Source organism: Erwinia sp. S43 (genome assembly GCF_016624745.1).
Classification (GTDB): domain Bacteria; phylum Pseudomonadota; class Gammaproteobacteria; order Enterobacterales; family Enterobacteriaceae; genus Erwinia; species Erwinia coffeiphila.
In genome coordinates this window covers 261,980-287,228 of sequence record NZ_JACVTX010000001.1, presented here as the reverse complement: position 1 = coordinate 287,228, position 25,249 = coordinate 261,980, and the positions used below count along the sequence as shown (strand labels likewise).

Annotated in this window: 22 protein-coding genes and 1 pseudogene; 17 read left to right on the top strand and 6 right to left on the bottom strand. The window is 55.4% G+C overall.

The genetic code is table 11. The features are described from left to right. Window position 1 precedes the first annotated feature (1 nt). The 3 genes and pseudogenes from IBT47_RS01380 (at window position 2) to IBT47_RS01370 (ending at window position 3,386) form a co-directional block, all read left to right on the top strand. Window positions 2-742: pseudogene (locus IBT47_RS01380) on the top strand (response regulator). Beyond that, window positions 739-2,049 carry an ATP-binding protein gene (locus IBT47_RS01375; protein ID WP_200558841.1) on the top strand — a complete coding sequence of 437 codons (1,311 nt, stop codon included), beginning with the start codon at window positions 739-741 and terminating at the stop codon, window positions 2,047-2,049. The pseudogene IBT47_RS01380 and the gene IBT47_RS01375 overlap by 4 nt, the downstream one beginning before the upstream one ends. A 146-nt stretch (window positions 2,050-2,195) precedes the next feature. Then, entirely contained in the window at window positions 2,196-3,386 is a 1,191-nt protein-coding gene (locus tag IBT47_RS01370; RefSeq protein ID WP_200558840.1) for a cytochrome c biogenesis protein DipZ, read from the top strand. Between the two features lie 68 nt (window positions 3,387-3,454). Here the strand turns inward: IBT47_RS01370 and IBT47_RS01365 are convergent, their stop codons facing one another. Further along, window positions 3,455-4,873, bottom strand: coding sequence for an aldehyde dehydrogenase family protein (locus IBT47_RS01365; RefSeq protein ID WP_200558839.1), 1,419 nt, complete (start codon window positions 4,871-4,873; stop codon window positions 3,455-3,457). Between the two features lie 109 nt (window positions 4,874-4,982). Between IBT47_RS01365 and IBT47_RS01360 the strand changes: the two genes are divergently transcribed. The 12 genes from IBT47_RS01360 to IBT47_RS01305 all read left to right on the top strand — a co-directional run bounded on the left by IBT47_RS01360 (window position 4,983) and on the right by IBT47_RS01305 (window position 18,862). Then, the gene (locus IBT47_RS01360) at window positions 4,983-5,879 is read left to right on the top strand and encodes a LysR family transcriptional regulator (protein ID WP_200558838.1); all 897 of its coding nucleotides are present in this window, start codon (window positions 4,983-4,985) and stop codon (window positions 5,877-5,879) included. A 96-nt stretch (window positions 5,880-5,975) separates the two neighbouring features. Beyond that, complete coding sequence (locus tag IBT47_RS01355; RefSeq protein WP_200558837.1) at window positions 5,976-6,848, top strand: MBL fold metallo-hydrolase; 873 nt, start codon at window positions 5,976-5,978, stop codon at window positions 6,846-6,848. Between the two features lie 88 nt (window positions 6,849-6,936). Continuing rightward, complete coding sequence (locus IBT47_RS01350) at window positions 6,937-7,773, top strand: helix-turn-helix transcriptional regulator (RefSeq protein WP_200558836.1); 837 nt, start codon at window positions 6,937-6,939, stop codon at window positions 7,771-7,773. Between the two features lie 419 nt (window positions 7,774-8,192). Further along, window positions 8,193-8,789: a cytochrome b gene (locus IBT47_RS01345; protein WP_200558835.1), complete on the top strand. Its 597-nt coding sequence runs from the start codon at window positions 8,193-8,195 to the stop codon at window positions 8,787-8,789. Window positions 8,790-8,847: 58 nt separating this feature from the next. Further along, a complete protein-coding gene (locus IBT47_RS01340; protein ID WP_234471630.1) occupies window positions 8,848-9,822 on the top strand; it encodes a tyrosine-type recombinase/integrase in 975 nt (324 codons plus the stop codon). A 133-nt stretch (window positions 9,823-9,955) separates the two neighbouring features. Then, window positions 9,956-10,879, top strand: a complete 924-nt coding sequence (locus IBT47_RS01335) for an Rpn family recombination-promoting nuclease/putative transposase (RefSeq protein WP_200558833.1) — start codon at window positions 9,956-9,958, stop codon at window positions 10,877-10,879. Window positions 10,880-10,974: 95 nt separating this feature from the next. Next, window positions 10,975-11,628 (top strand): leucine efflux protein LeuE, encoded by a 654-nt coding sequence (gene leuE, locus IBT47_RS01330; RefSeq protein ID WP_200558832.1) that lies wholly within the window; start codon window positions 10,975-10,977, stop codon window positions 11,626-11,628. Window positions 11,629-11,876: 248 nt separating this feature from the next. Next, window positions 11,877-13,046, top strand: coding sequence for an MFS transporter (locus IBT47_RS01325; RefSeq protein ID WP_200558831.1), 1,170 nt, complete (start codon window positions 11,877-11,879; stop codon window positions 13,044-13,046). 202 nt (window positions 13,047-13,248) lie between these two features. Beyond that, window positions 13,249-15,438 carry a ferric-rhodotorulic acid/ferric-coprogen receptor FhuE gene (fhuE, locus tag IBT47_RS01320; protein WP_200558830.1) on the top strand — a complete coding sequence of 730 codons (2,190 nt, stop codon included), beginning with the start codon at window positions 13,249-13,251 and terminating at the stop codon, window positions 15,436-15,438. After that, the gene (gene fhuD, locus IBT47_RS01315; RefSeq protein WP_200558829.1) at window positions 15,428-16,351 is read left to right on the top strand and encodes a Fe(3+)-hydroxamate ABC transporter substrate-binding protein FhuD; all 924 of its coding nucleotides are present in this window, start codon (window positions 15,428-15,430) and stop codon (window positions 16,349-16,351) included. Before fhuE ends, fhuD begins: the two co-directional genes overlap by 11 nt. Next, the gene (gene fhuB, locus IBT47_RS01310; RefSeq protein ID WP_200558828.1) at window positions 16,345-18,330 is read left to right on the top strand and encodes a Fe(3+)-hydroxamate ABC transporter permease FhuB; all 1,986 of its coding nucleotides are present in this window, start codon (window positions 16,345-16,347) and stop codon (window positions 18,328-18,330) included. The genes fhuD and fhuB overlap by 7 nt, the downstream gene beginning before the upstream one ends. Before the next feature lie 76 nt (window positions 18,331-18,406). Next, window positions 18,407-18,862: an acyltransferase gene (locus IBT47_RS01305; RefSeq protein WP_200558827.1), complete on the top strand. Its 456-nt coding sequence runs from the start codon at window positions 18,407-18,409 to the stop codon at window positions 18,860-18,862. A 121-nt stretch (window positions 18,863-18,983) separates the two neighbouring features. Here IBT47_RS01305 and IBT47_RS01300 read toward each other — a convergent pair whose 3' ends face one another. The 5 genes from IBT47_RS01300 to IBT47_RS01280 are packed head-to-tail and all read right to left on the bottom strand — an operon-like array spanning window position 18,984 to window position 22,594. After that, on the bottom strand, window positions 18,984-20,135 hold the full coding sequence (locus IBT47_RS01300) for a tetratricopeptide repeat protein (protein WP_200558825.1): 1,152 nt from the start codon (window positions 20,133-20,135) through the stop codon (window positions 18,984-18,986). 29 nt (window positions 20,136-20,164) lie between these two features. Beyond that, window positions 20,165-20,329: a hypothetical protein gene (locus tag IBT47_RS01295; RefSeq protein WP_200558823.1), complete on the bottom strand. Its 165-nt coding sequence runs from the start codon at window positions 20,327-20,329 to the stop codon at window positions 20,165-20,167. 24 nt (window positions 20,330-20,353) lie between these two features. After that, complete coding sequence (locus tag IBT47_RS01290) at window positions 20,354-21,148, bottom strand: ABC transporter substrate-binding protein (protein ID WP_234471629.1); 795 nt, start codon at window positions 21,146-21,148, stop codon at window positions 20,354-20,356. Window positions 21,149-21,174: 26 nt separating this feature from the next. After that, on the bottom strand, window positions 21,175-21,942 hold the full coding sequence (locus tag IBT47_RS01285; RefSeq protein ID WP_105593829.1) for an amino acid ABC transporter ATP-binding protein: 768 nt from the start codon (window positions 21,940-21,942) through the stop codon (window positions 21,175-21,177). Between the two features lies 1 nt (window position 21,943). Beyond that, complete coding sequence (locus IBT47_RS01280; RefSeq protein WP_105593830.1) at window positions 21,944-22,594, bottom strand: amino acid ABC transporter permease; 651 nt, start codon at window positions 22,592-22,594, stop codon at window positions 21,944-21,946. A 298-nt stretch (window positions 22,595-22,892) separates the two neighbouring features. Between IBT47_RS01280 and IBT47_RS01275 the strand changes: the two genes are divergently transcribed. Together IBT47_RS01275 and IBT47_RS01270 are read left to right on the top strand one after the other, a co-directional pair. Next, entirely contained in the window at window positions 22,893-23,492 is a 600-nt protein-coding gene (locus IBT47_RS01275; RefSeq protein WP_200558820.1) for a helix-turn-helix domain-containing protein, read from the top strand. Window positions 23,493-23,854: 362 nt separating this feature from the next. Next, entirely contained in the window at window positions 23,855-25,237 is a 1,383-nt protein-coding gene (locus IBT47_RS01270) for a diaminobutyrate--2-oxoglutarate transaminase (RefSeq protein WP_200546499.1), read from the top strand. Window positions 25,238-25,249 lie beyond the last annotated feature (12 nt).

Genomic DNA, 25,249 nt, shown 5'->3' with positions numbered 1-25,249 from the left:
CCTGGAACATATCGATCACATACTGGTGGTGGATGACGATCGCGACATTCGTGAGCTGATCGTCGACTACCTGATTAAATCAGGCTAGGCCGCAACCGGGGCGGCGAACGGTCGCGAGATGCGGTCGGTACTGGGGAACAGGCATATCGACCTGGTCGTACTGGATATTATGATGCCGGGCGATGACGTTCTGACGCTGTGTCGTCAGCTGCGCAGCGACCCGCAGAAAAATATGCCCATACTGATGCTCACCGCGCGCGGAGAAGACGCTGACCGTATTCTTGGGCTGGAGATGGGCGCTGATGATTACCTGGTGAAACCGTTTGTTGCCCGGGAACTGCTGGCGAGGATCAAAGCGATCCTCCGCCGCACGCGCGCCCTGCCGCCGAATTTGCAGGTGACGGAAGCCGGACGGATCATTGCTTTTGGCGACTGGCAGTTGGATACCACCTCCCGACATTTGCTGGATACGCAGGGAACGGTGGTGGCGCTGAGCGGTGCGGAATATCGACTGCTGCGGGTTTTTCTCGATCATCCGCAGCGGGTGCTGTCCCGCGATCGGCTGCTGAATCTGACCCAGGGGCGCGATGCGGAGCTGTTTGAACGCTCCATCGACCTGTTGGTCAGTCGGCTCCGCCAGCGGCTGCGGGAAGATGCGCGGGAACCGTTGCTGATCAAGACGGTCCGCAGTGAAGGCTATGTACTGGCTGCCGCCGCCATTATCAAAGAGGCTCTCGAATGAGGCTGTGGCCACGAACACTGCTGGCCCGCCTGCTGCTGATTGTCACGCTTGGTCTGCTGCTGGCTAACGGCATGACGCTGGCCAGTCTGCTGATTGAACGCATGAGCAGTGCCAAAACGGTGATGCTGGGGAATCTGGAGTACGATGTTGCCACCAGCGTGGCGATCCTCGACAGGCTTCCTGCGGCCGAGCGCCCGCAGTGGCTGAGCCGACTGGCGCGAGGAAACTACAGCTACGAGCTGTCGCCGGGTGAGACCGGGCATCCCCCCACCAGCCTGCGTTCGCGCGATGCGGTTAACTCCCTGAAGGCCGCGCTGGGTAGTACGTGGCCGATGACGATCGTCTCCCTTCCGGGCAGCCGCGAACATATTCAGGTCCACCTTCGCCTGCATGATGGCAGCCCGCTGACTATTAATCTCTGGCCTCACATGCCTGCCATTGCCACCTGGTTACCGCTAGTCCTGTTCGCCCAGCTGATGCTGCTGATCGGCTGCGGCTGGTTTGCGGTTCGCCAGGTCACACGGCCATTCACGCAGTTTATTCGCGCAGTTGATACCCTGAAGCCAGCCTCACCGGCTATCCAGCCGATGCCGGAAGGCGGCCCGCTGGAGGTTCGCCAGGCCGCCCGCGCGTTTAATGATATGCAGAACCGTATACATGAACATTTGAAAGAGAAATCGCAAATTCTTGCGGCCATTTCACACGATCTGCAAACGCCGATTACCCGGATGAAGCTGCGCGTGGAGATGTCGGAACAGCCGGATCTGCGCGATAAGCTACTCAGCGATCTGGATCAAATGAGTCGGCTGGTTCGTGAAGGGATTGCTTACGCCCGCAGCGCGGGTGGGCTGGAAGAGAAACCGCAAACCGTCAGCCTGAATGCCTTTTTCGACACCCTTGCCTGCGATTATCAGGATATCGGGCTGCCGGTGAGTTTTACACCGTGTGACGGCGACGATCGTTTTAGCGTTCGCCCGCAGGCGCTGCGGCGGGTCATCACTAATCTGACCGATAATGCACTTAAATTCGGTCATCGTGCCGACATTGTGCTTTTCCCGCCCGGCCCCGGCGGCGTTGAATTCTGCGTGCGCGACGGCGGCCCCGGTATTCCCGAACGGGAGCTGCAGGCGGTGCTGGAACCCTTCTATCGGCTGGAAAACTCCCGCAGTCGCCACACCGGCGGCACGGGGCTGGGGCTGGCGATTGCGTCGCAGCTGGTCGGTCAGATGAACGGCACGCTGACGCTCAGTAACCTGCCTCAGGGAGGATTGCAGGCGGCCGTGATGCTGCGTGAGACGCGTTTGTAGCAAAGTGTATCGCTATCGCCCGCAGATAAACGAGCTGACAAAATCGGCCAGATCGAGAAACACCACCAATACATTCGAGCGGTTAAATAGGCCCACTGCCCGAGGAGGCAGACCCTGACCTCGTTTGCTATTGAAGGAGTTTCTCTATGACGCTGTTGATTGCTTTTATTGCCGGAATGCTGACCTTACTCAGCCCCTGTACTCTGCCCGTGATCCCCTTTGTATTTGCCAGCGTGCGCGGGAGCAGAGGTAAAATTATCGCATTGCTCGGCGGAATGGTGTTGATGTTTACCGCCGTGGCACTGCTGGTGTCGGTGACCAGTCAGTGGGTTACCGGCGTTACCGCCGCCGGGCGCTGGATAGCACTCGGTTTTCTCACCCTCGTTGCATTAACGCTGCTCTCCTCCCGAGTGGCCCAGTGGCTCAGCCGTCCGCTGCTTGCCCTCGGCAACCGGATTAACGATGAAAGCTATCGTCAGCAGGGGCTGGCCGCAGCCCTGCTATCCGGGATGGCCATTGGCCTGCTGTGGTCACCCTGCGCCGGACCGATACTGGGCGCAATCCTCAGCCTTTCGGTCAGCGGCACATCATCGGTATCCGTTGCACTGCTGCTGACCGCTTACGGCAGCGGATGTGCCGCGATGCTGGCTCTGCTCTGGTTTGCCGGTCGTGAACTGCTGGCTCGGATGCGGCCGGGGATGATGATCACCACCCGTTTTCGCCAGCTGGCGGGCGGGCTGATGCTCGGGTCGGTGGCGCTGGTTGCCAGCGGTGCGCAGAGCCAGCTACAGAGCGGACCGGAATTTGCCCAGCGCCTTGAGCAGCGGTTGAGCGAGCACTTTGCCCGCCCGCAGCCGCAGATCAAACTGCAGCCGGTAGCCGTTCAGCAAACCAGCAGCGCACTGCCATCGCTGACCGGCGATACCGGCTGGCTGAACGGAGAACCCCTCACTCCTGATTCGCTCAAGGGTAAAGTGGTACTGATTGATTTCTGGACGTTTGACTGCATTAACTGTCAGCACACTTTGCCGCACGTACGCGACTGGGCCAATAAATACCAGAGCCAGGGGCTGGTGGTGGTGGGAGTTCATACCCCTGAGTATCCCTGGGAGCGCGATGCGCAGGCGGTTTCCGCTGCTATCGCCCGCTGGAAACTGCCCTACGCCGTGGTCACCGATAACAACTATGCCATCTGGAACCGCTTCGGTAATCAGTACTGGCCCGCACACTACATTTTTGATGCCAGGGGCCAGTTGCGCTATACCGCTTTTGGCGAAGGTGATTACGAACAGCAGGAGCAGGTTATACAGCAGCTGTTAAGCGAAGCGCGTAGCTGAGTGAGGTCAGCGACCAGAGGCATCGGCGAAATGATGTCTCTGGCACCGACGTGGCCTTTCCGCGAACGCTAACCCGTTACAATGGACTTGGCTTCCAGGAAGGATTCGAGTCCAAAAATACCAAATTCGCGCCCGATACCGGACTGCTTAACGCCCCCAAATGGGGCCAGAAGTTCAGGGGTAATGCGATTGATCAGCACGCTGCCCGCCTGAAGATGGCGGGAAATGTGTAACGCTCTTTCTGTGTTGGAGGTAAACACATACGCCTGAAGTCCGTAGAGCGAGTCGTTGGCAATACGGATGGCATCGTCCCGATTGCTATAGCTGATGATGGACAGTACCGGGCCAAAAATCTCTTCACGGGCGATATCCATCTGGTTTTCCACCTTTGCAAAGACCGTCGGCCTGACGAAGAAGCCATTTTTCAATCCGTCCGGTCGTCCCTCACCGCCCACGATAATCTCCGCGCCCTGTTCAATGCCCAGGCGGATGTAGCGCTGGATGCGATCGTACTGGCTCTGGTTAGCCAGAGGACCGATCTCCGTCGCCGGATCGTCCGGCAGCCCCGTTTTCAACGTGGAAACATGCAATCGGACCCGCGTGATGACGTCTTCTAAGAGCGACTCTGGCACCAGAAGCCGAGACCCTGCAACACAGGCCTGTCCGTTATTGAGAAATGCAGCGTTTATCGCCAGCGGAATCGCAACGTTAAGATCGGCATCATCCAGCAGAATCGAAGCGGATTTTCCCGTCAGTCCAAGCGTGACGCGTTTTAGTGTTTCAGTGGCCGTACGGGAAATGTTTTTACCGGTGGCCGTTGAACCGGTGAAAGAGATTCTGGCAATCAGCGGATGTCGGCAGATTTCATCGCCAACATCGTCGCCATTGCCCAGCAGAATGTTAAACACCCCATCGGGCAGACCGGCCTCGTGCAGCGCTTCCGCCAGCACCTGCGTCTGCATCGCCCCCAGTTCACTGGGTTTAATCACCGATGCACAGCCCGCAGCCAGTGAAAAGGCCAGCTTGCTGCATACCGAGCCCGTCACGCTGTTCCACGGTGCGATAAGTGCCGACACGCCAACAGGCTCCATGACCACCGTTGCCGCACCGATTTTCTTCGTAAAGGGGTAATTTTGTAATGTATCCGCAGCATCGGAAAAACACTGCGAAGCATACTGACTGACCCAGCGTGAACGAGAAAGCGGCCCGCCATATTCCTCAATAGTGGCCTGCTGAAGATCTGCCGTCCGGCGTAAAACGGCAGACTTGAGCGCCATCAGCATCTCAACACGATCTTTTCGGGAGGTTTCCCGTAGTCGGTTTTGCGCCTGTGATGCGGCAATAATCGCCCGCCGGGCATCATTGCGATCCGCCAGACGCACGCGGCCAATAACCTTTTCATTTGCCGGATTAATACTCTCAATTTCCTTGCTGCCGCTGACTGCAACAAATTTACCGCCTATATAGGCCTTGTCGATATACCACATGGCATGGCTCCTGTTCTGTCTTGATGGGGAAGAAGAATGGAGTGTATCGATGGCTTATTGTTTTGATAATATAGTTAATCAGGCATGAAGAATCCCGGAAATCGAAACAATGTCCAGAGATGTGACAGACTTGAATGTGGTACTGGCCGTGGCCAGGCGGCGGGGATTTCGCGCGGCGGCGCTGGAGCTGTCGATGTCAACCTCGGCGGTGAGTAATACTGTCGCCGGACTGGAATCCCGACTGGGCATCAGGTTGTTTCACCGCACTACCCGCAGCGTTTCACTGACGGATGCAGGCAAGCAGTTTGTCGAACGGATTGGCCCTGCCGTGGCCGAGATCCAGCAGGCGATGGAAGAAGCCAGCGGCCGAAGCCTGTCGCCGTCGGGTACGTTAAGGATTAACTGTGCGCTGGGTGCCGCACTGATGATTTTTACACCGATTCTGCATCGCTATTTGCAACGCTATCCGGAAATGACGTTGGATATCGTTACCGATGGACGGATGGTGGATGTTATCGGTGAAGGATTTGATGCCGGAATACGGTCAAGCCATAGCGTGCCGCAGGATATGATCCGGGTGCCTATTTCCGGTGAAATCCCGCTGGCAGTGGTGGCTTCTGCGGCTTATTTCGATCGCCATCCCCCGCCGCAAAGGCCGGAAGATCTGATGCATCATCAGTGCATTCGCGGACGCCTGCCCGGCGGGCTGCCTTCTGGCTGGCAGTTCCATCGTCAAGGGGAAATCTTCACGCTGCATGTGCCTGGTCCGCTGATCCTTGATTCCCCGCAGCTGATGCTTTCTGCCGTACGGCATGATTCAGGCATTGCGCAGATACCACGCTGGTATATCGAAAATGAGCTGCGCAACGGCGAGCTGGTTAGCGTGTTATCTCCATGGCTACAGCCGATGCCCGGTCTGTCACTTTACTATGCAGGAAGACACCATATTCCAGTCGCGCTTCGAGCGTTGATTGATCTTATTCATGAAGTGAATGCGATGGATTGAGCGTTTGGCGAGCCAAAGTGAGCGAAACGATGAGATCGGTCTTGCTATGCTTAACGGCATGATTTGACTGAATGAAATCGGCTCACGGAGAAAACAATGACTCAGCTTACCTGGCAGGCACCGGCCATTAACCGCAAAAAAATCGGCAACATGCAGGTGACAATGCTCAGCGACGGATATCTGGACGTGTCGTTTGAATTGCTGTCCGGCATTGACGGCTCGTGTGCTGAAGCGCTGCTGGAACGGCGCGGTGCGCCAGCCGTGCCGCGTATCAATATCAACGTTTATGTTGTCCAGACGCCGGATCGCACCATTCTGATCGACAGCGGTGCCGGTGGCGTTAACGGCTGGGGCGGTCGGCTGCAGGTGGCGCTGGCCGCCGCGGGTATCGATCCGCTGCAGATTGATACCGTTTTGCTGACACACGCCCATCCCGATCATATCGGTGGCCTGGCCGGTCCATTACAAACGCCTCTTTTCCGCAACGTACAGCAGCTGTTTGTGCATGAAAAAGAGCTGGCTTTCTGGCGGGATGAAAATCGCTATGCCAGCGTGCCGGACGCCCAACGCCCGTTTATCGATCTGGCAAGAAACGCCTTTAACGCCTATGACGACCGGCTGGTGCCGTTCCGTCAGGAAGCGATTCTGCCAGGCATTCAGGCAGTTCCTCTGTTTGGTCACACGCCGGGCCATAGCGGTTATTTACTGGGAGATGAGCGCGAATCGCTGCTGATTTGGGGAGATATTGTGCATTTCCCTCATATTCAGATTGCCCAGCCAGAGGTGACTATTGCCTTCGATAGCGATCCGGTTTCAGCATCGGCGGTGCGTCATCAGCTGCTTGACCGCGCAGTCAGTGATAATTTGTCGGTCAGCGGGATGCATTTTAATCTGCCCACAACCGGTAAAGTAAAACGTGACGGCGCAACATTTGCGCTGGACTACGACCTCTGGTCGCCAGCGATCTGAGGTTAAAACGCGATGAAAGCACAGGCCGCTTGAGAAAACAGACCCGGGCGGCATATAGTAAAAACTCCATTTCCCTTTTGACGGTCCTATGCAGGTTTCTGAAACCCATGATGTTGAGGTGCAGCATTTGCTTCACCAGCTGCTCCAGCTTGCGCGCTCTCAGTCGCCGTTGCCCTGCGTTTGCCTGCGCGCGGTGAAAACCCATCAGGTAAAACGCTTTGAGGCGGAAGTCGCGACCTTCTCTTTTCCACTTCAGGGCACTTTCAGCTATCGGGAAAACGGTGACTGGGTAACCGTACACCCCGGTGAGATGCTGGTGGTTCCGAATGCCAGAAGCCTGGACATCGAGTATGCCCCCTGCAAAATCAGCGGAGAATTTGTTGCGCTGAGCCTGTCGCTGGCGGAGGAACAGCTGGAGGCCGCGCGGCTGCTGCTTGCCGACCCCGCGCCACAGGAGATTGGCGATGTGGTTGCCGTGTCCGTCGGCGATCTGCTTGCACCGCTTAAGCGCTGGGTTAAGGCGATGACTGGCGGTATACGCCCTCTTTCTCTCCATGCCATGGTCGAAGTGGTGCTGATGCTTTATGCCATGGGCTGCCACGGATTGCTGCGCGCACGAGATCCTGGCCTGGCAATGAAGATTCGCCGAATGGTAGCAAAAGATCCTGCCCATTTATGGCATGCCGCTGAAATAGAACAGCAGCTGGGTTTTAGTGGAGCCACGCTGCGCCGCCGTCTGGCCGCTGAATCCACCAGCCTGCGGGCGATTATTATCGAGGCCCGCGTGGCAGAAGCGCTGCGTTTGTTGATGTCCTCCGATCTTCCGGTAAAAACGGTGGCGGGCCGCGTCGGCTACAGTTCCGTGACCAGCTTTAGCAGGCAGTTCAGCGATCGATACGGTATTGAACCCTCGGGATTCCGCTAATGCAGATTCGCATTCTGTTCACGGGATCGCGATGATAAAACCGCAGCCGCCCTTCACAATCTAACCTGATGATAAATATCAATAATTATAAAGAAGATCTATCGGATCGTTTTCTAACTTTATATAATAGGCATTATATAAAGTCAGGATCTGGGATCAAAATTCCGCTATCATACGATCCGCTGCGGGATCGGACTTTGCCGTCCGTCTGAGCACCTGATTTTGCCCGGGCTGCAACCGGGCAATTCTACAGTAAAAAATGGCGTCGCTACGTGAAAGATTGCGCATAATCCCTCTGCCGATTCAGCAGAATTCACGTAGCGCGATCGATGGTAATGACAGGCGATTTATTCAGCAAATATGACAGAATTCATCCAATACCTGCCCTCTTTTCTCCCCGCTACCCCGGAAGGTGCAGCATGAAAGATTCCAATCGTACCGGCCGCCAGTGGATGGACACGCCCGAACGTTACGGCCTGGTCACCCGCATCCTGCACTGGGGAATGGCTTACCTGCTTCTCTGGCAGTTGATCATGGCGTTGAGCTGGAAGGCGTTCAGCCCTTCAGAAACTGTCGAAAACATCGCCAGGTTCGGTCCCGATCATGGCACGGTTGGTCTGCTGACCATCGCGCTCGTCGTCGTGCGTGCCGCATGGGGAGTCATCAACCGTCGCCGCCGCCCGCCCCGTTCATCGGGATGGATGGGCACCGCCGCCCACGTCGCTCATCTGATGCTGTATGCCCTGATGTTTATCATCCCGGCGATTGCTCTTCTGCGCGTGTACGGCAGCGGCGAGGGATGGAGCCCCTGGGGACTGCCCCTCATTCCGGAAACCGGCACGGAAATCGGCTGGATGATCGCACCGGCCAATGCGCTGCACGCCCTGCTGGCATGGGTGCTCTGCGGCATCATGGCCGTGCATATTCTGGCGGCGCTTTACCACCGGTTCGTTCTGCGTGACGGTACATTTGACCGGATGGCCGGTCTTAAGTCGTCACGGGAAGGCAGAGAGTAAAATGACCAAACCCATTCAGAATCAGTCCTTTTTTCTTTCTTCAACAGCTGGCGATGCGATGCGAACAACGCTTGAAGAATTCGTCGAGGACAAAGATGCCTTCTCGCCAAACACCTGGCGGCAGTTGCTCAGCGTGATGCGCATTTGCTATCGCTGGGCGGAAGAACATGGCCGAACTTTTTTCCCGATCTCCCCTGCCGATCTGCGTGACTACCTGTCCTGGCTACAGAGCAGCGGTCGGTCTTCTTCAACTATTGCCAGCCATGCCGCGCTGATCGCTATGCTGCATCGAAATGCGGGTCTGGTGTCTCCCGGCACTTCGCCGCTGGTGTTTCGCACCCTCAAAAAGATTAACCGCAGTGCGGTCGTCAGCGGCGAACGCACCGGCCAGGCCGTGCCTTTTCGGCTGAGCGATCTTTCCCGGCTGGATGCACGCTGGGCAGGATCGGACCGACTGCAGCAGGTCCGGGACCTGGCTTTTTTGCATCTTGCCTACAACACCCTGCTGCGCGTCAGTGAACTTGCCCGCCTGCGGGTGGGCGATATTAGCCGGACGGAGGATGGACGAATTATTCTGGACGTGGCGTGGACCAAAACCATTGTTCAGACCGGCGGGCTGATTAAAGCGCTGAGCAGCCACTCCTCGCAGCGTCTGACGGAATGGCTGATGATTTCCGGGCTGGCAGCCGAACCGGATGCTTACCTGTTCTGCCCCGTTCACCGTTCTAATTCGGCCAGGATCAACAGTGCCAGGCCGTTAACGCTCCCGGCGCTGGAAAATATTTTTTTGCAGGCGTGGCGCGAGGTAGGTCCGGCTACGCCCGCGAAGAAAAATAAAGGTCGCTATCAGGGATGGAGCGGACACAGTGCCCGCGTCGGGGCCGCCCAGGATATGGCCCGGCAGGGCTATTCCGTTCCGCAAATTATGCAGGAAGGCACGTGGAAAAAACCGGAAACCCTGATGCGTTATATCCGGAATGTCGATGCACACAAAGGTGCGATGGTTGATTTTATGGAGAACGGGTTTAACTAAACCTGCGCCAATATCGGCAATGTTACATCCACAAAATAATCTCTGAAGGTACCTCCAGAAATTTACTAGCCAATCGGAAACACGCCTGGCGCTGATGTAGAGTTTTATATTTCAACAGCCAGCGACCAGGACGATGACACGGACGACATCCGTTCCGCATGATGCGGTATTTAAAACATTCCTAAGCCATCCAGATACGGCGCGAGACTTTATCGCGCTGCACCTGCCTGAGCAAATTTACGCGCTTTGCGATCTCAGCACCTTGAAGCTGGAATCAGGCAGCTTTGTTGAAGAAAACCTGCGCGCCTTTTACAGCGATGTGCTTTACAGCGTAAAAACCACCTCCGGTGAAGGTTATATTCATATCCTGATTGAACATCAATCATCACCCGACAGACATATGGCGTTTCGTCTGATGCGCTATGCCATCGCGGCAATGCAGCGCCATCTTGATGCAGGTCACAGCCGTCTTCCGCTGGTTATTCCGTTTCTGTTTTATAACGGCAGACGTAGCCCCTATCCGTATTCGACCAACTGGCTGCAGGAATTTTACGATCCCGGTCTGGCGGAAAAACTGTATCGCGAAGATTTTCCTCTAATTGATGTTACGGTAATCCCCGACGACGACATTATGCACCACCGCAGTATGGCCGCATTGACACTGTTGCAGAAACATATCCACCAGCGCGATCTGACAGAATTACTCGATCGGCTTTGTACCGTTTTAATTGCAGGCTATCTCACAGGACAGCAGTTAGTTTCGCTGGTAAACTACCTGGTGCAGACAGGGGAAGCCCCGGATGCGTCTGCTTTCGTACGGGAACTGGCACAAAGGATGCCTCAGCATAAGGACGGACTGATGACTATTGCCCAACAGCTTGAACAGATTGGCGTTAAGAAAGGTATTCTCCTTGGTGAAGAACAGGGAGTGATTAAAGGTAAGCGTGAAGCCGCACTGACCATTGCCCGCTCACTTCTTATCCGTGGAATGGATGCTGACTCAGTTCTTGCCGTTACCGGACTGATGGCAGAGGATCTTGACACGCTGCATCACTGATTTTGCGAAAGAAGTTAACCCTGACGACATCAGGCGCTAGAATACTGACCTGCAATCTGCGTCTGGCTGTAAAGGTCTGTGCAAGTCTGATTATCATGGAGGTCGGGGTGTTACTGGAACAATTTGGTGTTATCAATCTCTGGACATATATTGCGGGCCTGCTGTTAATTATTATTGCGCCAGGCCCGAACTCGATTTACGTGCTGAAGACCGCCGCATCCAGAGGTGTTGTCGCCGGATATCGCGCTGCGCTGGGCGTGTTCACCGGCGATGCCCTGTTGATTTTCCTGTCCTTTATCGGCGTAGCCTCGATTATCAAAGCGTCGCCGCTGTTATTTACCCTGGTGCGTTTACTGGGGGCTTTTTATCTGCTCTACCTTGGTGTCAGAATTATTCACGCCAATTTTTTTGCTAAAAGTCATCGCAGCGAAACGGTCAGCCTTAGTCAGGAAAATGTTTTCAGAAAGTCGCTGACCCTGAGCCTGACCAACCCTAAAGCTATTCTGTTTTATATCTCGTTTTTTGTGCAGTTTATTGATTATAACTATGCACATACCGGCCTGTCCTATTTCCTGCTGGCGGCTATCCTGGAAGCCTTCAGCTTTATTTATCTCTCCCTGCTGATATTTGGCGGCGCAGCGATGGCAACATTTTTCCGTCAGCGTCAGAATGTCTCGCGCGCTGGAAACGGTATTATTGCACTGCTGTTTATGGGCTTCGCTGCCCGTCTGGCGACGCTTTCTGCCTGAGAATATACGGGCCCTTAGTGGCCCGTTGCCCTCACCGATTATCAGTAAACAGGTTTTTCGCCTGACATAAATTGAATTCGTTTTGCTCATTTCAACGGTGTAAATTCGAGCGGCATCGTGCACCATCCGGGTAATAATCTTGCGTTCATCATCCCATTTTTGATAACGCAATGATTAATTTTTAGCGGCTAATAATCATTATTGATAGGGATTAAGCTGGGTTCTTCTTTCAATTCAGGTTATCTGCCATGTCGAATCCTCATCCCCGTCAACTGCGCCATATGGCACTGGTTATCGCACTTGTTCAGTTTGCTAATGCGCTGGAATATATGGTTTTTAATCCACTGTTCGCATTTATGGCCGCTGATTTCTCCGTCCCCGTCTCATACTCAGGTTATGTCTCGGGTTTGTATACCGCAGGTGCAGTTATTTCCGGCTTCTCCGCTTTTTACTGGCTGGGTCGGGTGAATAAAAAACGTTTTTTAATGCTGAATATGGCATTTCTGGGCGCGTTGACGGTCATGGCTACGCTAACGCAGAGTTTCGGCGTGCTGCTGATACTCCGGTTCTTAGCCGGTATGACTGGCGGTACAACGATGGGTGTTGCCATCGGTCTGCTGATCAATCAAACCCCACCCGATATGCGTGGGAAGATGCTGGCGACGGTCATTGCCGCGTTTTCGATGGTAAGCATTGCTGGAATGCCGCTGATATTACTGATTTGTACCCATTTCGGCTGGCATCTTTCACTGAACGCCATAGGCTTGCTGTGCCTGCTTGCTATTCCACTGGTTACCCTCTTCGTTCCCGCGGAGACATCGATTGGGTATGCTCCTGCTCCGCTGACGTTAAGTAAAAATACACTGCTCTTTGCCTCAGCAAATGCCCTGGTGCAGTTCAGTCCGATGCTGATTATTCCGATTCTGGTTCCGTTGCTGACACGGCAGATGGGGCTGACACTGCCGCTATTACCCTGGGTGTTTCTTGCCGGAGGCATTGCAGGCCTGCTGGCCACCAAAATAACCGGGAAACTGTTGGTGCACTTTAATTCACGACAACTGTCCGTTAGTTCAACGCTTATTTTTCTGCTCAGTCTCGGCATGGCTGCGTCCGGTTCCCCGCTGTCTGGACTGTTTATTGTCCTGTTTCTCGCCGCATCCTATAGTCGTCTGGTGGTGTCATCGGCGGTCACCATTTCGTATCCCTCCGAGGGGCAGCGTGCCCAATTTGTGGCACTACAAACGTCATTAATGCACCTCGCTACCACCGTTGCATTCTTTTTGGTTCCGCTGCTGCTTGGTGAAGACGGGGCAGCCTGGCATCTTGACAGGCTGTTAATTATCGCTGCCGTGGCGGCGCTACTGTTTCCGATTTTCATCGTAATGTTGCAGAGAAATCAGCGAATTAATCATCCTTGATGTCTTGCCGACTCCACAGATCCGGGGCCTTACACTGGCATCCATTGTGCGGCGCATGTTTTCGTTTAACTGTCTTTTAATTCATTGAAATCTAATGTTTTATATTTTTTTACACAAGACAATGAAATCTTTACAATGAGCCTGCAAAGAAAAATGATTATCATAATCATTTAAACCACTATTCCGCATGAGGAATGCTTTTATGTCTTTTGTTGGCAGGGAAAACGGTGCCGCTAAGCGCGCATCGGTTGTTAAACATACTTTTACCGTTTCACTGCTGGCGCTGGCGATTCATACGCTGACCCACCCGGCGTACGCAGCAGATTCAACGGCCCCGTCGCAAAAGGATAAAGCGCAGCAGGACCTGGTGGTAACGGCGACGGCAGACGATGGCGATGCCAGCGAAGAACAGGACTATCAGGTGAAAACCACCCATGCCGGCACGAAAATGCTGCTGGCACCGCGTGACGTACCGCAGTCGCTTAGCGTGGTGACGAAACAGCGCTTTCAGGATCAGGATCTGCAATCGGTGGGCGACGTGCTGGATAACGCCACCGGTGTCGCCACCGAACTGATCGACAGCGAACGGTCAGCCTATTTCGCCCGAGGTTTCCAGATCAGCAGCTACACCTATGACGATATTCCTACCTCGGTCAGCGATACCTGGAACTACGGCGATGCCGCTGAAGACACCGCAATCTATGACCGCATTGAAATCGTGCGCGGTGCGACCGGGCTGATGACCGGCGCGGGCAGCCCGGGTGCTTCGGTGAATATGGTACGTAAGCATGCGGACAGCAAAGAGGTTACCGGCAATCTCACCGCCAGCTATGGCAGCTGGGACAAGCAGCGATATGTGGCCGATGTCTCCTCCCCGTTTAACGAAGCCGGCACGGTACGTGGCAGAATCGTAGCCGGTTATCAGGATCAGGACAGCTGGCTGGATCGCTACCACAAAACCAAAAAGTTCCTGTATGGCGTGATTGATGCCGACGTCACCGACAACACTACCCTGTCGCTCGGCTACGATTATCAGCAGAGTAATACCGGCAATCCAACCTGGGGCGGTCTGCCGACCTGGTACAGCGACGGTTCACGCACCCACTTTAACCGTAGTACCAACCCGGCGGCAGACTGGACGCGCTACAGCACCGATTCGCGTAAAATTTTTGCCAACGTCAGCCATAACTTTGATAACGGCTGGTCGTTCCGCGTTAATGCCACCCACGCGGAAGAAACCTTTAACGATAAACTGCTGTACGTGATGGAATTCCCGGATGTGACCACCGGCCAGGGCGTGTCCGGCTTCGGTAGCCAGGATCGCGGCAAGCGCAAGCTGGAGTCGGTGGATACCTACGCCAGCGGTCCGTTTGAACTGGCCGGTCGCCAGCATGAGCTGGTGGCAGGCGTCAGCTACAGCCGCCAGCATAATGCCACCTACAGCGCCGATGGCTCACTGGATTATGACCAGATGGGCGATTTTAACAGCTGGGACGGCAGCGCGCAGGAGCCAGAATGGGGCGACTGGTATCAGAACGCCGATGACATTGTTCGCCAGAAATCTGCCTATACCGCCGCGCGCTTCTCGTTGGCCGACCCGTTAGCGCTGATTCTGGGTGCGCGCTATACCGAATGGAGCACCATGGGCAGCAGCGGCGACGTACGTAAAAACAACATTACGCCGTACGGTGGCCTGGTCTACGACATTAACGATACCTGGTCGGCTTACGCCAGCTATACCTCGATCTTCCAGCCGCAAACCTACCGCGATCGCGACGGTAAGTATCTGTCGCCGGTCACCGGTAAAAACTATGAAACCGGCCTGAAATCGGACTGGTACAACGGCCGTCTGACCGCCACCTTCGCCGTGTTCCGCATCGAGCAGGAAAACGCCGCGCAGGCCGACGGCGACAACTTCGTTAACGGATCAAGCGAACAGGCGTACTATTCGACCAAAGGTGCAGTCAGCAAGGGTGCCGAGTTTGAGATCAACGGTGCAGTAACCGACAATCTGCAAATGACCTTCGGTGCCACGCGCTATGTCGCGAAAGATACGGAAGGCCGCTTCAACAGTAATATGCCGCAGACCTCGTTCAAACTGTTCACCCGCTACCAGCTGCCGATGCTGCGTGAGCTGACCGTCGGCGGCGGCGTCAACTGGCAGAGCCGCACCTTCCAGGATGCGACAGGGCCGGACGGCGAAACCACCCGCGTTTATCAGAGCAGCTACCCGCTGGCGAACCTGTTTGCCCGCTACCAGGTTAACAAGCAGGTAGCCGTGCAGGCCAACGTCAATAACCTGTTCGACCGCAGCTACTATTCCTGGCTGAGCGATTACGCCGTGTACGGTGCGCCGCGTAACTACTCGGTCAGCGTTTCCTATGCCTTCTGATGTTTCTTCTTCCCGGCGGTTCGCCGGGAAGTCTCCGCATTGGGTTGATTTGCCGCGCCGTCGTTTGCTGACGGCGCTGGCCCTTTTACCGCTCTTGCCGCTGGCATCAGCAAGCGCCACCGTACCGCAGCGTATTATTGCGCTGGAGTGGCTGCCGCTGGAGATGCTGTTTGCCCTCGGCGTTACGCCGTTAGGTGCCGCCGATACCCACGATTACAGCATCTGGGTAGGTGAGCCGACTATTCCAGCGTCGGTGCTGGATATTGGCCGCCGTTCCGAACCCAACCTGGAATACATCGCCGAACTGAAGCCGGACCTGCTGCTGTTTTCCGAAGGCTACGGGCCACGCTCATCGCAGCTGAACGCCATCGCCCCTTCAATGGAATTTAGCTTTACCAGTGAACGGGGAGAACCGCTGCGCACCGTCAGTGACGGTCTGCTTAAGCTGGCCGATCGGCTGGATAAAACGCAGGCAGGGCATGATCATTTAGCCTGGTTCGATCGCCAGTTAGAAGAAGCGCGCGGGCAGCTTGCAGGATTTCGCCGCCAGCCGCTGCTGGTGTTCACCCTGGTTGACGATCGCCACGTAATGATCCTCGGTAAAAACAGCCTGTTTGGTAATGTCATGACCCGTCTGGGCATTGAAAACGCCTGGCAGGGCGATGATAACGGCTGGGGTACGGCGATGGTTGGCCTTGAGCGCCTGGCGAGCCTTGCGCCGCTGCGCGCCATCTGTCTGGACCATCGCGATGAACAGGCAAGGGCTCGCGTAGCCGCCACACCGCTGTGGCAGGCTATTCCCTTCGTCAGGGAAAAGATGCTGAGAACCGTGCCCGCCCTGTGGATTTTCGGTGCCACCCTTTCCGCACTGCGTTTCTGCCGGATGCTGCAGCAACAGGAAAAACAATGGTAAGAATTCAGTACAAATCCCTCTCGCTGCTGGCACTGGTGGGCTTTGTTGCGCTGCTGCTCAGTCTGTATAACGCGCAGCAGGTTCTGCCCCGGCAATTATGGTCTGATGCCCTCTTTCATCCTGACCACGATGATATCCGTCAGATCATTTTTTATTACACAACGCTACCGCGGGTGGCGGTTTCGCTTTTGGTTGGTGCAGGGCTGGCGCTGGCGGGTGTGCTGTTCCAGCAGGTGCTGCGCAATCCGCTGGCGGAACCGGCTACGCTCGGTGTGGCCAGCGGCGCGCAGCTGGGAATCACGCTTTTCAGTCTGGGCATGCTACCCGGCGGCGCGGCGATGCAGCCGGTTGCCGCCCTGCTCGGCGCGCTGGTTATCGGCGCGGCGGTTTTCGGCACCGCCTGGGGAAAACGGCTTTCGCCGGTGACATTAATTCTTGCCGGACTGGTTCTCAGTCTGTACTGCAGCGCGATAAACAGCCTGCTGGCGCTGTTCCACTATCAGGACCTGCAAAGCCTGTTTTTATGGAGTAGCGGTGCGCTGAATCAGACTGACTGGCAGCAGGTCATTTCACTGGCTCCCCGCCTGTCTATCGCGCTGGTAATCGCGCTGCTGCTGGTGCGGCCACTGACGCTGCTGGGTGTGGATGATGACGTTTCGCGCAACCTTGGCCTGGGGCTTAACCTGGCACGGCTGATGGCGCTTGGGTTGGCTATTACGCTCAGCGCCCTGCTGGTTAACGCCGTTGGCGTTATTGGGTTTATCGGGCTGTTTGCCCCGCTGCTGGCGAGGCTTTTGGGTGCGCGTCGCCTGATCCCCCGCCTGCTGCTGGCTCCGCTGGTCGGGGCGCTGCTGCTGTGGCTGTCCGATCAGTCGATGGTGCTGCTGGCGCAGCTCTGGCAGGAGGTCCCGACCGGGGCCGCAACCGCGCTGATCGGTGCGCCGATCCTGCTGTGGCTGCTGCCGCGCCTGCGGCATTCCGCCCCGCCTGCCACTTCGGTTTCAGCACCTGGCGCTGAACGTGCGCGCCCCTGGCTGTGGATAGCCGGTGCGGCCGGGCTGCTGCTGCTGGCGTTAGCCATTGTGCTGATGGTCGGCCGCAACAGTCACGGGCTGAGCTGGGCGGGTGATAATCTGTGGCACGTTCTGCCGTGGCGATGGCCGCGCACGCTTGCTGCCTTAAGTGCCGGTATTATGTTGGCCGTCGCCGGCACGTTGATTCAAAAACTAACCGCCAACGTGATGGGCAGCCCGGAAGTGCTGGGCATCAGTGCTGGTGCGGCCTCTTCGGTTATTGCGGTGATGTTTTTCCTGCCCGCCGCCGGTTTTGCCACTCTGCTATACGCCGGGAGCGGCGGTGCGGCCCTGACACTGGCCACCATTCTTCTCGTCGCCGGGCGGCAGCATTTCTCCTCCCAGCGCCTGCTGTTAGCGGGGGTGGGATTGGGCACGCTGTTTTCGGCGATCGTTTCCCTGCTACTGGCCAGCGGCGATCCGCGGTTGGGCAATCTGCTTAACTGGATTTCCGGCTCTACCTACGGCGTGGAGCCTGTGCAGGCGGCCTCCAGTATGCTGCTCGCTCTGGTGCTGCTGGTGGTGATGCCGCTCTGCCGACGCTGGCTTGCCATGCTGCCGCTGGGCAACGATACGGTCAGGTCGTTAGGCGTACCGCTGGCAGGGTCCCGCATGACAATTTTGCTACTGGCGTCGATACTGACCGCGGGTGCCACGCTGACGGTCGGGCCACTGAGTTTTATCGGCCTGATGTCGCCGCATATGGCGCGCATTATGGGATTCCGCCGGGCGATGCCGCAGCTGGCGATGGCGGCGATTATCGGTGCGCTGCTGATGTTGATCGCCGACTGGTGCGGCCGCATCGTGATGTTCCCTAACCAGATCCCGGCAGGGCTGCTGACCACCTTTATCGGTGCCCCCTGGTTTATTTATCTGCTGCGCCAGCAGGGTAAAGGTCGCGCCTGACGACCTGCTTCAGATGGTGTTAGTATCGGCTTCTTAACCGCTAACGTATCAACGCAGTTTTAAGGATGAAATGCAGATGAAAACCATTGAGTGCAGCATTCGTGATGTCAAAACCGGGGAAAACGTCAAAATCATCACCCCGTCAAATATTTACCAGTGCCGGCTGGACGACGATGTTTTTGTCGGACCGTTTGTTGAGATCCAGAAAGGCTGTGTGATTGGTCGCGGCAGCCGCATCCAGTCACACAGCTTTCTCTGCGAAAACGTCACCGTGGGTGAAAACTGCTTTATCGGCCATAACGTTACCTTCGCCAACGATCTGTTCCGCAGCGGCGCGCCGGACCCGGATGCCAGCAGTTGGATCACCATTACCCTCGGTGACAACGTCACCATTGGTAGCGGTGCTACCGTGCTGACCACTTCGATTTGCAGCGGTGCGGTGATTGGAGCCGGTAGCGTGGTGATCCGTCCGGTGACGGTAAAAGGGATTTATGCCGGGAACCCGGCGCGCTTGATCAGAAAGCTGCCCTGAGAACTTGTGCCGGGGGAGTAAAATCCCCAAGCTCAATGTGCCGGAATCTTGTGATAAGTTGTCCGGCATGAACAGTAGCCGCATTATTCTCATCAATAGCCAGATTGAGCCTTTGATTGCTTCATTCGGCGGTGTTATCGCGATCTCCGTCGACCGTTTTTTTCTTCCTCGGGATTGGCTTCAGCGCTTCCTTATAGCTGTTAATCATTTCGGTCAGCTCCAGCATCTTAGTATTGAGAATTCGTGACTCGGCCAGCCGCGTTTTGAACTGTTTAAACAGATCCCTCGCTATTGTTTTACTGCGTATTTCATCACAGATTAAAAACATTTCGCCGCACTTCGCCAGGCAGGGAATACTGCCTTTATGCATCCCCGTCATGTAGAACGCCCCCGCCGCGCGATAGTCTTTTTCTTCTTTACGGATATCCCCCATCATTTCCAGCGCTTCTACGGACCGGTGTATATTCCAGGCTCGGTTCAGCAGCGTGATTGCAGCCTCTGGATCGCGGGTTTTTTCAATAATTATCGCCTGTAATGCCGTGATGCGCTCCGGGTCGCATTCTTCATGGATGTAAAACGCGGACTTATCCGTTTCAGTCACGCTGAGCCGCGGACTGTAGCCACGGGTCAATAACGTTGCCGCCGAAAACATGGCGGGAAGATGATCCTTCTGCGCCGCCTGCGAGTAATACTTCATCGCCAGCGCATCGTCTCTCACCTCCATTTCGCTATGATAAATATCCCCCATGCGGGTCAGCGCCAGAACGTGCCCGACGTCCGCAGCAACGGCGTAGTATCTCAACGATCTGACTCGCGCATCGCCAAACGCTTCGGAGCGGTCCATGGCATTGCCATCGAAATCCGCATGGCTGATGTTCCGTTCTTCATGCTGGCCAAGATAATAGCTGGCTTCTTTTATGCCCAGTGACAGCGCGCTGGTAAAGCGATGTAGCGTCGATGCTGTGCGCGGTATCAGGCGGTAGTGCTCCAGCAGGCCCAGGTTGAAGTACGCCTGCGGCAGTTTGAGCTCGATAGCCGAGATAAGCAGCGTACGTGCTTTTTCCAGATCCTGCTGATAGTGAATGCCGAGGGCGAAAAATATCGCCAGATTGTTCTGGCACAGCGGATCATCCTCAACGCCATTAACGAAGAAGGCGATCGCTTCGCTGTAGTCGGCATCGGCGCTTAGCGAGGTTGCCTTATATAAAGGAAAATCAGGATGGGTGTAATGCTCGGCAAATTTGAGACTGTCTTGCAGTTCGGGGCGGGACATAAAAAACCCTGTCGTTTTTTTCGGACATATTAACGCTGCCGGTTGCCTTCCACCAGAGGCGGCAGATAGATTCCCTGCCGCCTGCCGCCTGCCGCCTGCCGCCTGCCGCCTGCCGCCTGCCACCTGTAGGTGGCGACAACAATCCTGTAAGCCCGCGCCGACACATTAGCCTGGCCAATCAGCCAATCAGCCAATCAGCCAATCAGCCAATCAGCCAATCAGGCCGGGATATACTGAATGCCCCACTTATTCAGGATTTTTTCCAGCGTGCCGTCCTGTTTCATGCTGGTGAGGGCCGCGTTGATTTTTTCCAGCAGCGGACCATTACCCTTGCGCACGGCAAACGCCACCGGCGAGACTTTTGTAGCCTGATAGGTTTCCACCACGTGCATGCCCTTCAGATTGCCGATGCTGGCCTGGCCTTTCAGGATGGGATAATCGTTCATACCGATGCTGACCCGGCCAAGTGACACATCGCGTGCCAGATCCGCCGCATTTTCATAGAATTTCACCTCTTTCGCGATGTTCATTTCAGAAATACGGCGGCCGTAATCGGTACCGGCCATGATGCCAATGGTTTCCCCTTTGAAATCGGCAGGCGTGCGGTAGACCTTTTTATTATCATCGCGGGCGTAAATCCCCTCGCCGATGCCGGTGATCCCTTCGGAAAAGTCGACTTTGGTTTTACGCTGGTCGGTCGGCGACATGCCCGCCACGATCATATCGATTTTATCGGACAGCAGGGACTGCAAAAGCGCAGAGAACGGAATAGCGTTAAAACTCACTTCAAATCCGGCCCGCTTCGCCACTTCTTCCGCCACTTCCGGCATAAAGCCCTGGAACTTACCGGTTTCAAGATCCATAAAGCAGGTCGGACGGCTTGCAGGCGTGGAACCGGCGAGCAGCTTCAGCGTTTCGGCCTGTGCAACGCTGGCAAATGTTCCGCAGCACAGTGCACCGGCCAGCAGCAGAGAAGACAGGCGTGAACGCTTGAGGTTGGAGATCATTTTCATTTTTATCGTCCCATTGAGAGTGAAGGTCAGGCAATTTTTCGGCAGTGCTCGCAGTGATGAATGGCCGGTTCGCGCAGTACGCGGCGCAGGAAATCCCGGGTGCGCGGCTCCTGCGGATTTCCCAGCACCCGATCGGTGGTTCCCTGCTCAACGATGTTGCCGCTGTGCAGGAAGCACACGCGGTCGGCCACTTCGCTGGCAAACTGCATTTCGTGAGTGACAACGATCATGGTCATCCCCTCCTGCGCGAGGTTGCGCATGACCTGCAGCACTTCGCCCACCAGTTCCGGGTCCAGCGCGGAGGTGGGCTCATCAAACAAAATGGCCTTCGGCTGCAGCGCCAGCGTACGGGCGATGGCTACGCGCTGCTGCTGACCGCCGGAGAGCTGCTGCGGCCAGGCGTTTATTTTTTCGCCCAGACCGACCAGATCAAGCAGCGATTTCGCCCGCTTCTCGGCAACGGCGCGTGCTTCACCGTTGACGTGAATTGGCCCTTCCATCACGTTTTCCAGCACAGAACGATGGGGAAAAAGGTTGAAGCGCTGAAACACCATCCCCACCTGGCGACGCAGATCGTTAATCGAACGCTGTTGATTATCCACGCGTTGACCGAGCACGCGGATCTCGCCGCCCTGATAGCTTTCCAGACCGTTGATGCAGCGCAGAATGGTCGACTTACCGGAGCCGGACGGCCCGATAAGGCAGACGACTTCCCCCTGTTTGACGTTGAAACTGACGCCTTTCAGCACCTCAACCGGGCCAAAGCGTTTATGCACATCGTTAATTTCGATCATCTCAGGCTCCTTTCAGGCGGCGGGTTTCCAGGCGTTTGGTCAGCGCCATCAGCGGCAGACACATCGCCAGATACAGAATGGCGACCAGCGTATAAATGGTGGTGTTATCAAAGGTGGATGAGGCCATCAGCTGCCCCTGGCGGGTCATCTCGGTGACGGCGATGGTGGAAGCCAGGGCGGAGTCTTTCAGCATCATTACCAGCGTATTGCTGTACGGCGGCAGCGCGACGTGAAACGCCTGCGGCAGCACCACGCGCACCATGGCTTTGCCAAATCCCATGCCCATGGAACGCGCGGCCTCCAGCTGGCCGCGATCGACGGATTCGATCCCGGCGCGGAAGATTTCGGCAATATAGGAGGAAAAACAAAAGGCAATACCGATCACGCTGGCCTGAAATGCGGTCAGCGTGATGCCAATATCGGGAAACACGAAGTAGATATAAAACAGCACCACGATCATTGGCAGACCGCGGGTGATGTTAATAATAATCGATACCGGCCAGACAATAATACGCAGCCCGCTCATCTTCCCGGCAGCCCACAGCAGGCCCAGCGGTGTACTGATGATCAGCGCCAGCACGGTAATCGTAATGGTCATTTCGGCACCCTTCAGCAAGAAAGGCAGATAATTATGCACGCTGCTCCAGTCCATTCTTTCTCCCCGGCGATAGTGTTAGCGCTCAAATAGCCAGCAAATATTCAACATATTGAATATCTGCTTCACTAAAAAAGATGTCAACGCGCGACAGAGGCTGGAGCATAGGGAATACTTATTGCCCTCAAACCCGCGCGGAGAATCATGCGTAAGTTATTTAAGCTATTTATTATTATGAATTATTTAATCTGTGGATTATAAGGAAGGTAAAGCGATTCAGGATTGACAAAGGCTGGGGTTAATTCATTATACTGAATATCAATCGCAGTTCTGATGCGCTACGGGATTCGGTCAAATGAATAAACAGAGTCAGTCACCCACGTTATCCCTTGAGGCCAATATCGGGCTGCGGGTGCGGCAGATGCGTAAGCAGCGCGGCCTGACAATTAATGAGCTTGCCGCAAAGGCCGGTGTTTCAGCCGGAGCCATCAGCCAGATAGAACGCAACCAGACCAATCCCACGGTGCGGATGCTGGAACAGCTGCGTATTGCCCTGGGCGTGCCGTTGACCGCCCTGCTGGATGCCGACGAACCGCCCGCTGGCGGGCCGGAGCATTTTGTGCGGCGGCGACAGGACCGTCCTCATTTTCACGTTGGTGAAAGCGGCGTTGCCAAAGAACTGCTGTCGCCAAGCGGTGAACATGACTTACAGTTTATGCTGATCGCCATTCCACCCGGCTCCGGCCCCAGGGAAATGCTGATGGGGAACGGGGAAAAAGCGGGCCTGCTGATGGAAGGTGAACTGTCGCTTACCGTATCAGGTGACAGTGTCACGTTAATGGCGGGCGATAGTTTCCAGTTTAAAAGTCATTTAACCCATAGCGTATTTAATCACGGTTCTGAGACAGCAAAAGTGCTGTGGATTATGCAAATCCAGCAACATCATCATCTGTAAATCTACGTAATTCCCGCGCTTTATTTGCTGATTAACTGAGCAATTCGCCTTGATATTGTTCACTTTTTGCTCTTGTTGTGGTTTTTGCAAACAATACCCCCTCCTCCGTTATTGCCTTAAATATTCATAAATCGAAAATTTATGCATAAAGCGACCGGAACAAATCCCCTGAAAGGCGATTGTTCAGCAAATCAACAACGTATTGATTCCTATGATAAAATCATAAGCGCAACTAATTAAAATTAATCATTGAGTAGCGACTTAAAATGGCCTATATTGGCCGCGTTTTTTCACAGCAGTTAACTTTTCATTCATTTATTCAACTGTGACGTTCTGAAACTCACGGTTGTAGGAGAGATATGATGACGGATAAAGTCCGTATTGATACTTTCGGTGCAGATTCATTAAAAGGAAACAATGAAACCTATTTGGCGCGCCAGGCTGAATTTGAGTCAAATGTTAGGAGTTATCCACGTAAGCTGCCGTTTGCAATCGCAAAAGCAGAAGGCGTGTGGATTACCGATGTTGAGAATAATCAATATCTTGACTGCCTGGCCGGTGCGGGAACGCTGGCTCTGGGCCACAACCATCCTGATATCCTGCAAAGCATCCAAAATGTCATTACCAGCGGCTTGCCGTTACATACACTCGATCTGACGACGCCGTTGAAAGACAGCTTCTCAGAATATCTGCTTTCTTTACTGCCAGGCCAGGGTAAAGAGTACTGCCTGCAGTTCACCGGTCCTTCCGGCGCTGATGCCGTTGAAGCCGCGCTGAAACTGGCGAAAAAAGTCACCGGCCGTTCCGGCGTGATCAGCTTCTCCGGCGGTTACCACGGTATGACCCACGGTGCGCTGGCGGTAACCGGTAACCTGTCACCGAAAGAAGCGGTCAACGGCATGATGCCGGAAGTGCAGTTTATGCCTTACCCTCACGAATACCGCTGCCCGCTGGGTATCGGTGGTGAAGCAGGCGTTAAAGCACTGACCTATTACTTCGACAACCTGATCAACGACGTTGAAAGCGGCGTGCGTAAACCTGCGGCGGTGATTCTGGAAGCCGTTCAGGGTGAAGGCGGCGTGAACCCGGCTCCTGCCGAGTGGCTGCAGCGTATCCGTAAGGTGACCCGCGAGCACGGCATCCTGCTGATCCTTGATGAAGTTCAGGCTGGCTTTGCCCGTACCGGTAAGCTGTTTGCCTTTGAACATGCTGGCATTGAGCCAGACATCATTGTGATGTCGAAAGCCGTTGGCGGCGGTCTGCCGCTGGCCGTGCTGGGCATTAAGAAAGAGTTCGATGCCTGGTCTCCTGGCCACCACACCGGTACTTTCCGTGGCAACCAGCTGGCAATGGCCACCGGCCTGACCACGCTGAAGCATCTGAAAGAGCACAACATTGCCGGTAAAGTGGCAGCTCAGGGTGAATGGCTGAAAGGTAAGCTGGCTGAAATGCAGCAGCGTTACCCGGTCATTGGCCACATTCGCGGTCTGGGCATGATGATCGGTATTGAGATCGTTAAGCCAAATGAAGCGCAGGATCACATGGGTTGCTACCCGGCTGACGGCGCGCTGTCAGCGCTGCTGCAGAAAAAATGCTTTGAAAACGGTCTGATCCTGGAACGTGGTGGACGCGATGGTTGCGTACTGCGCCTGCTGCCTTCCCTGCTGATCAGCGACAGTGAGCTGGAAGTGTTCCTGGATAAATTTGAAAACGCCCTGCTTGCCAGCGGCGTAAAACCGGTCTGAGTGGAGTGAATT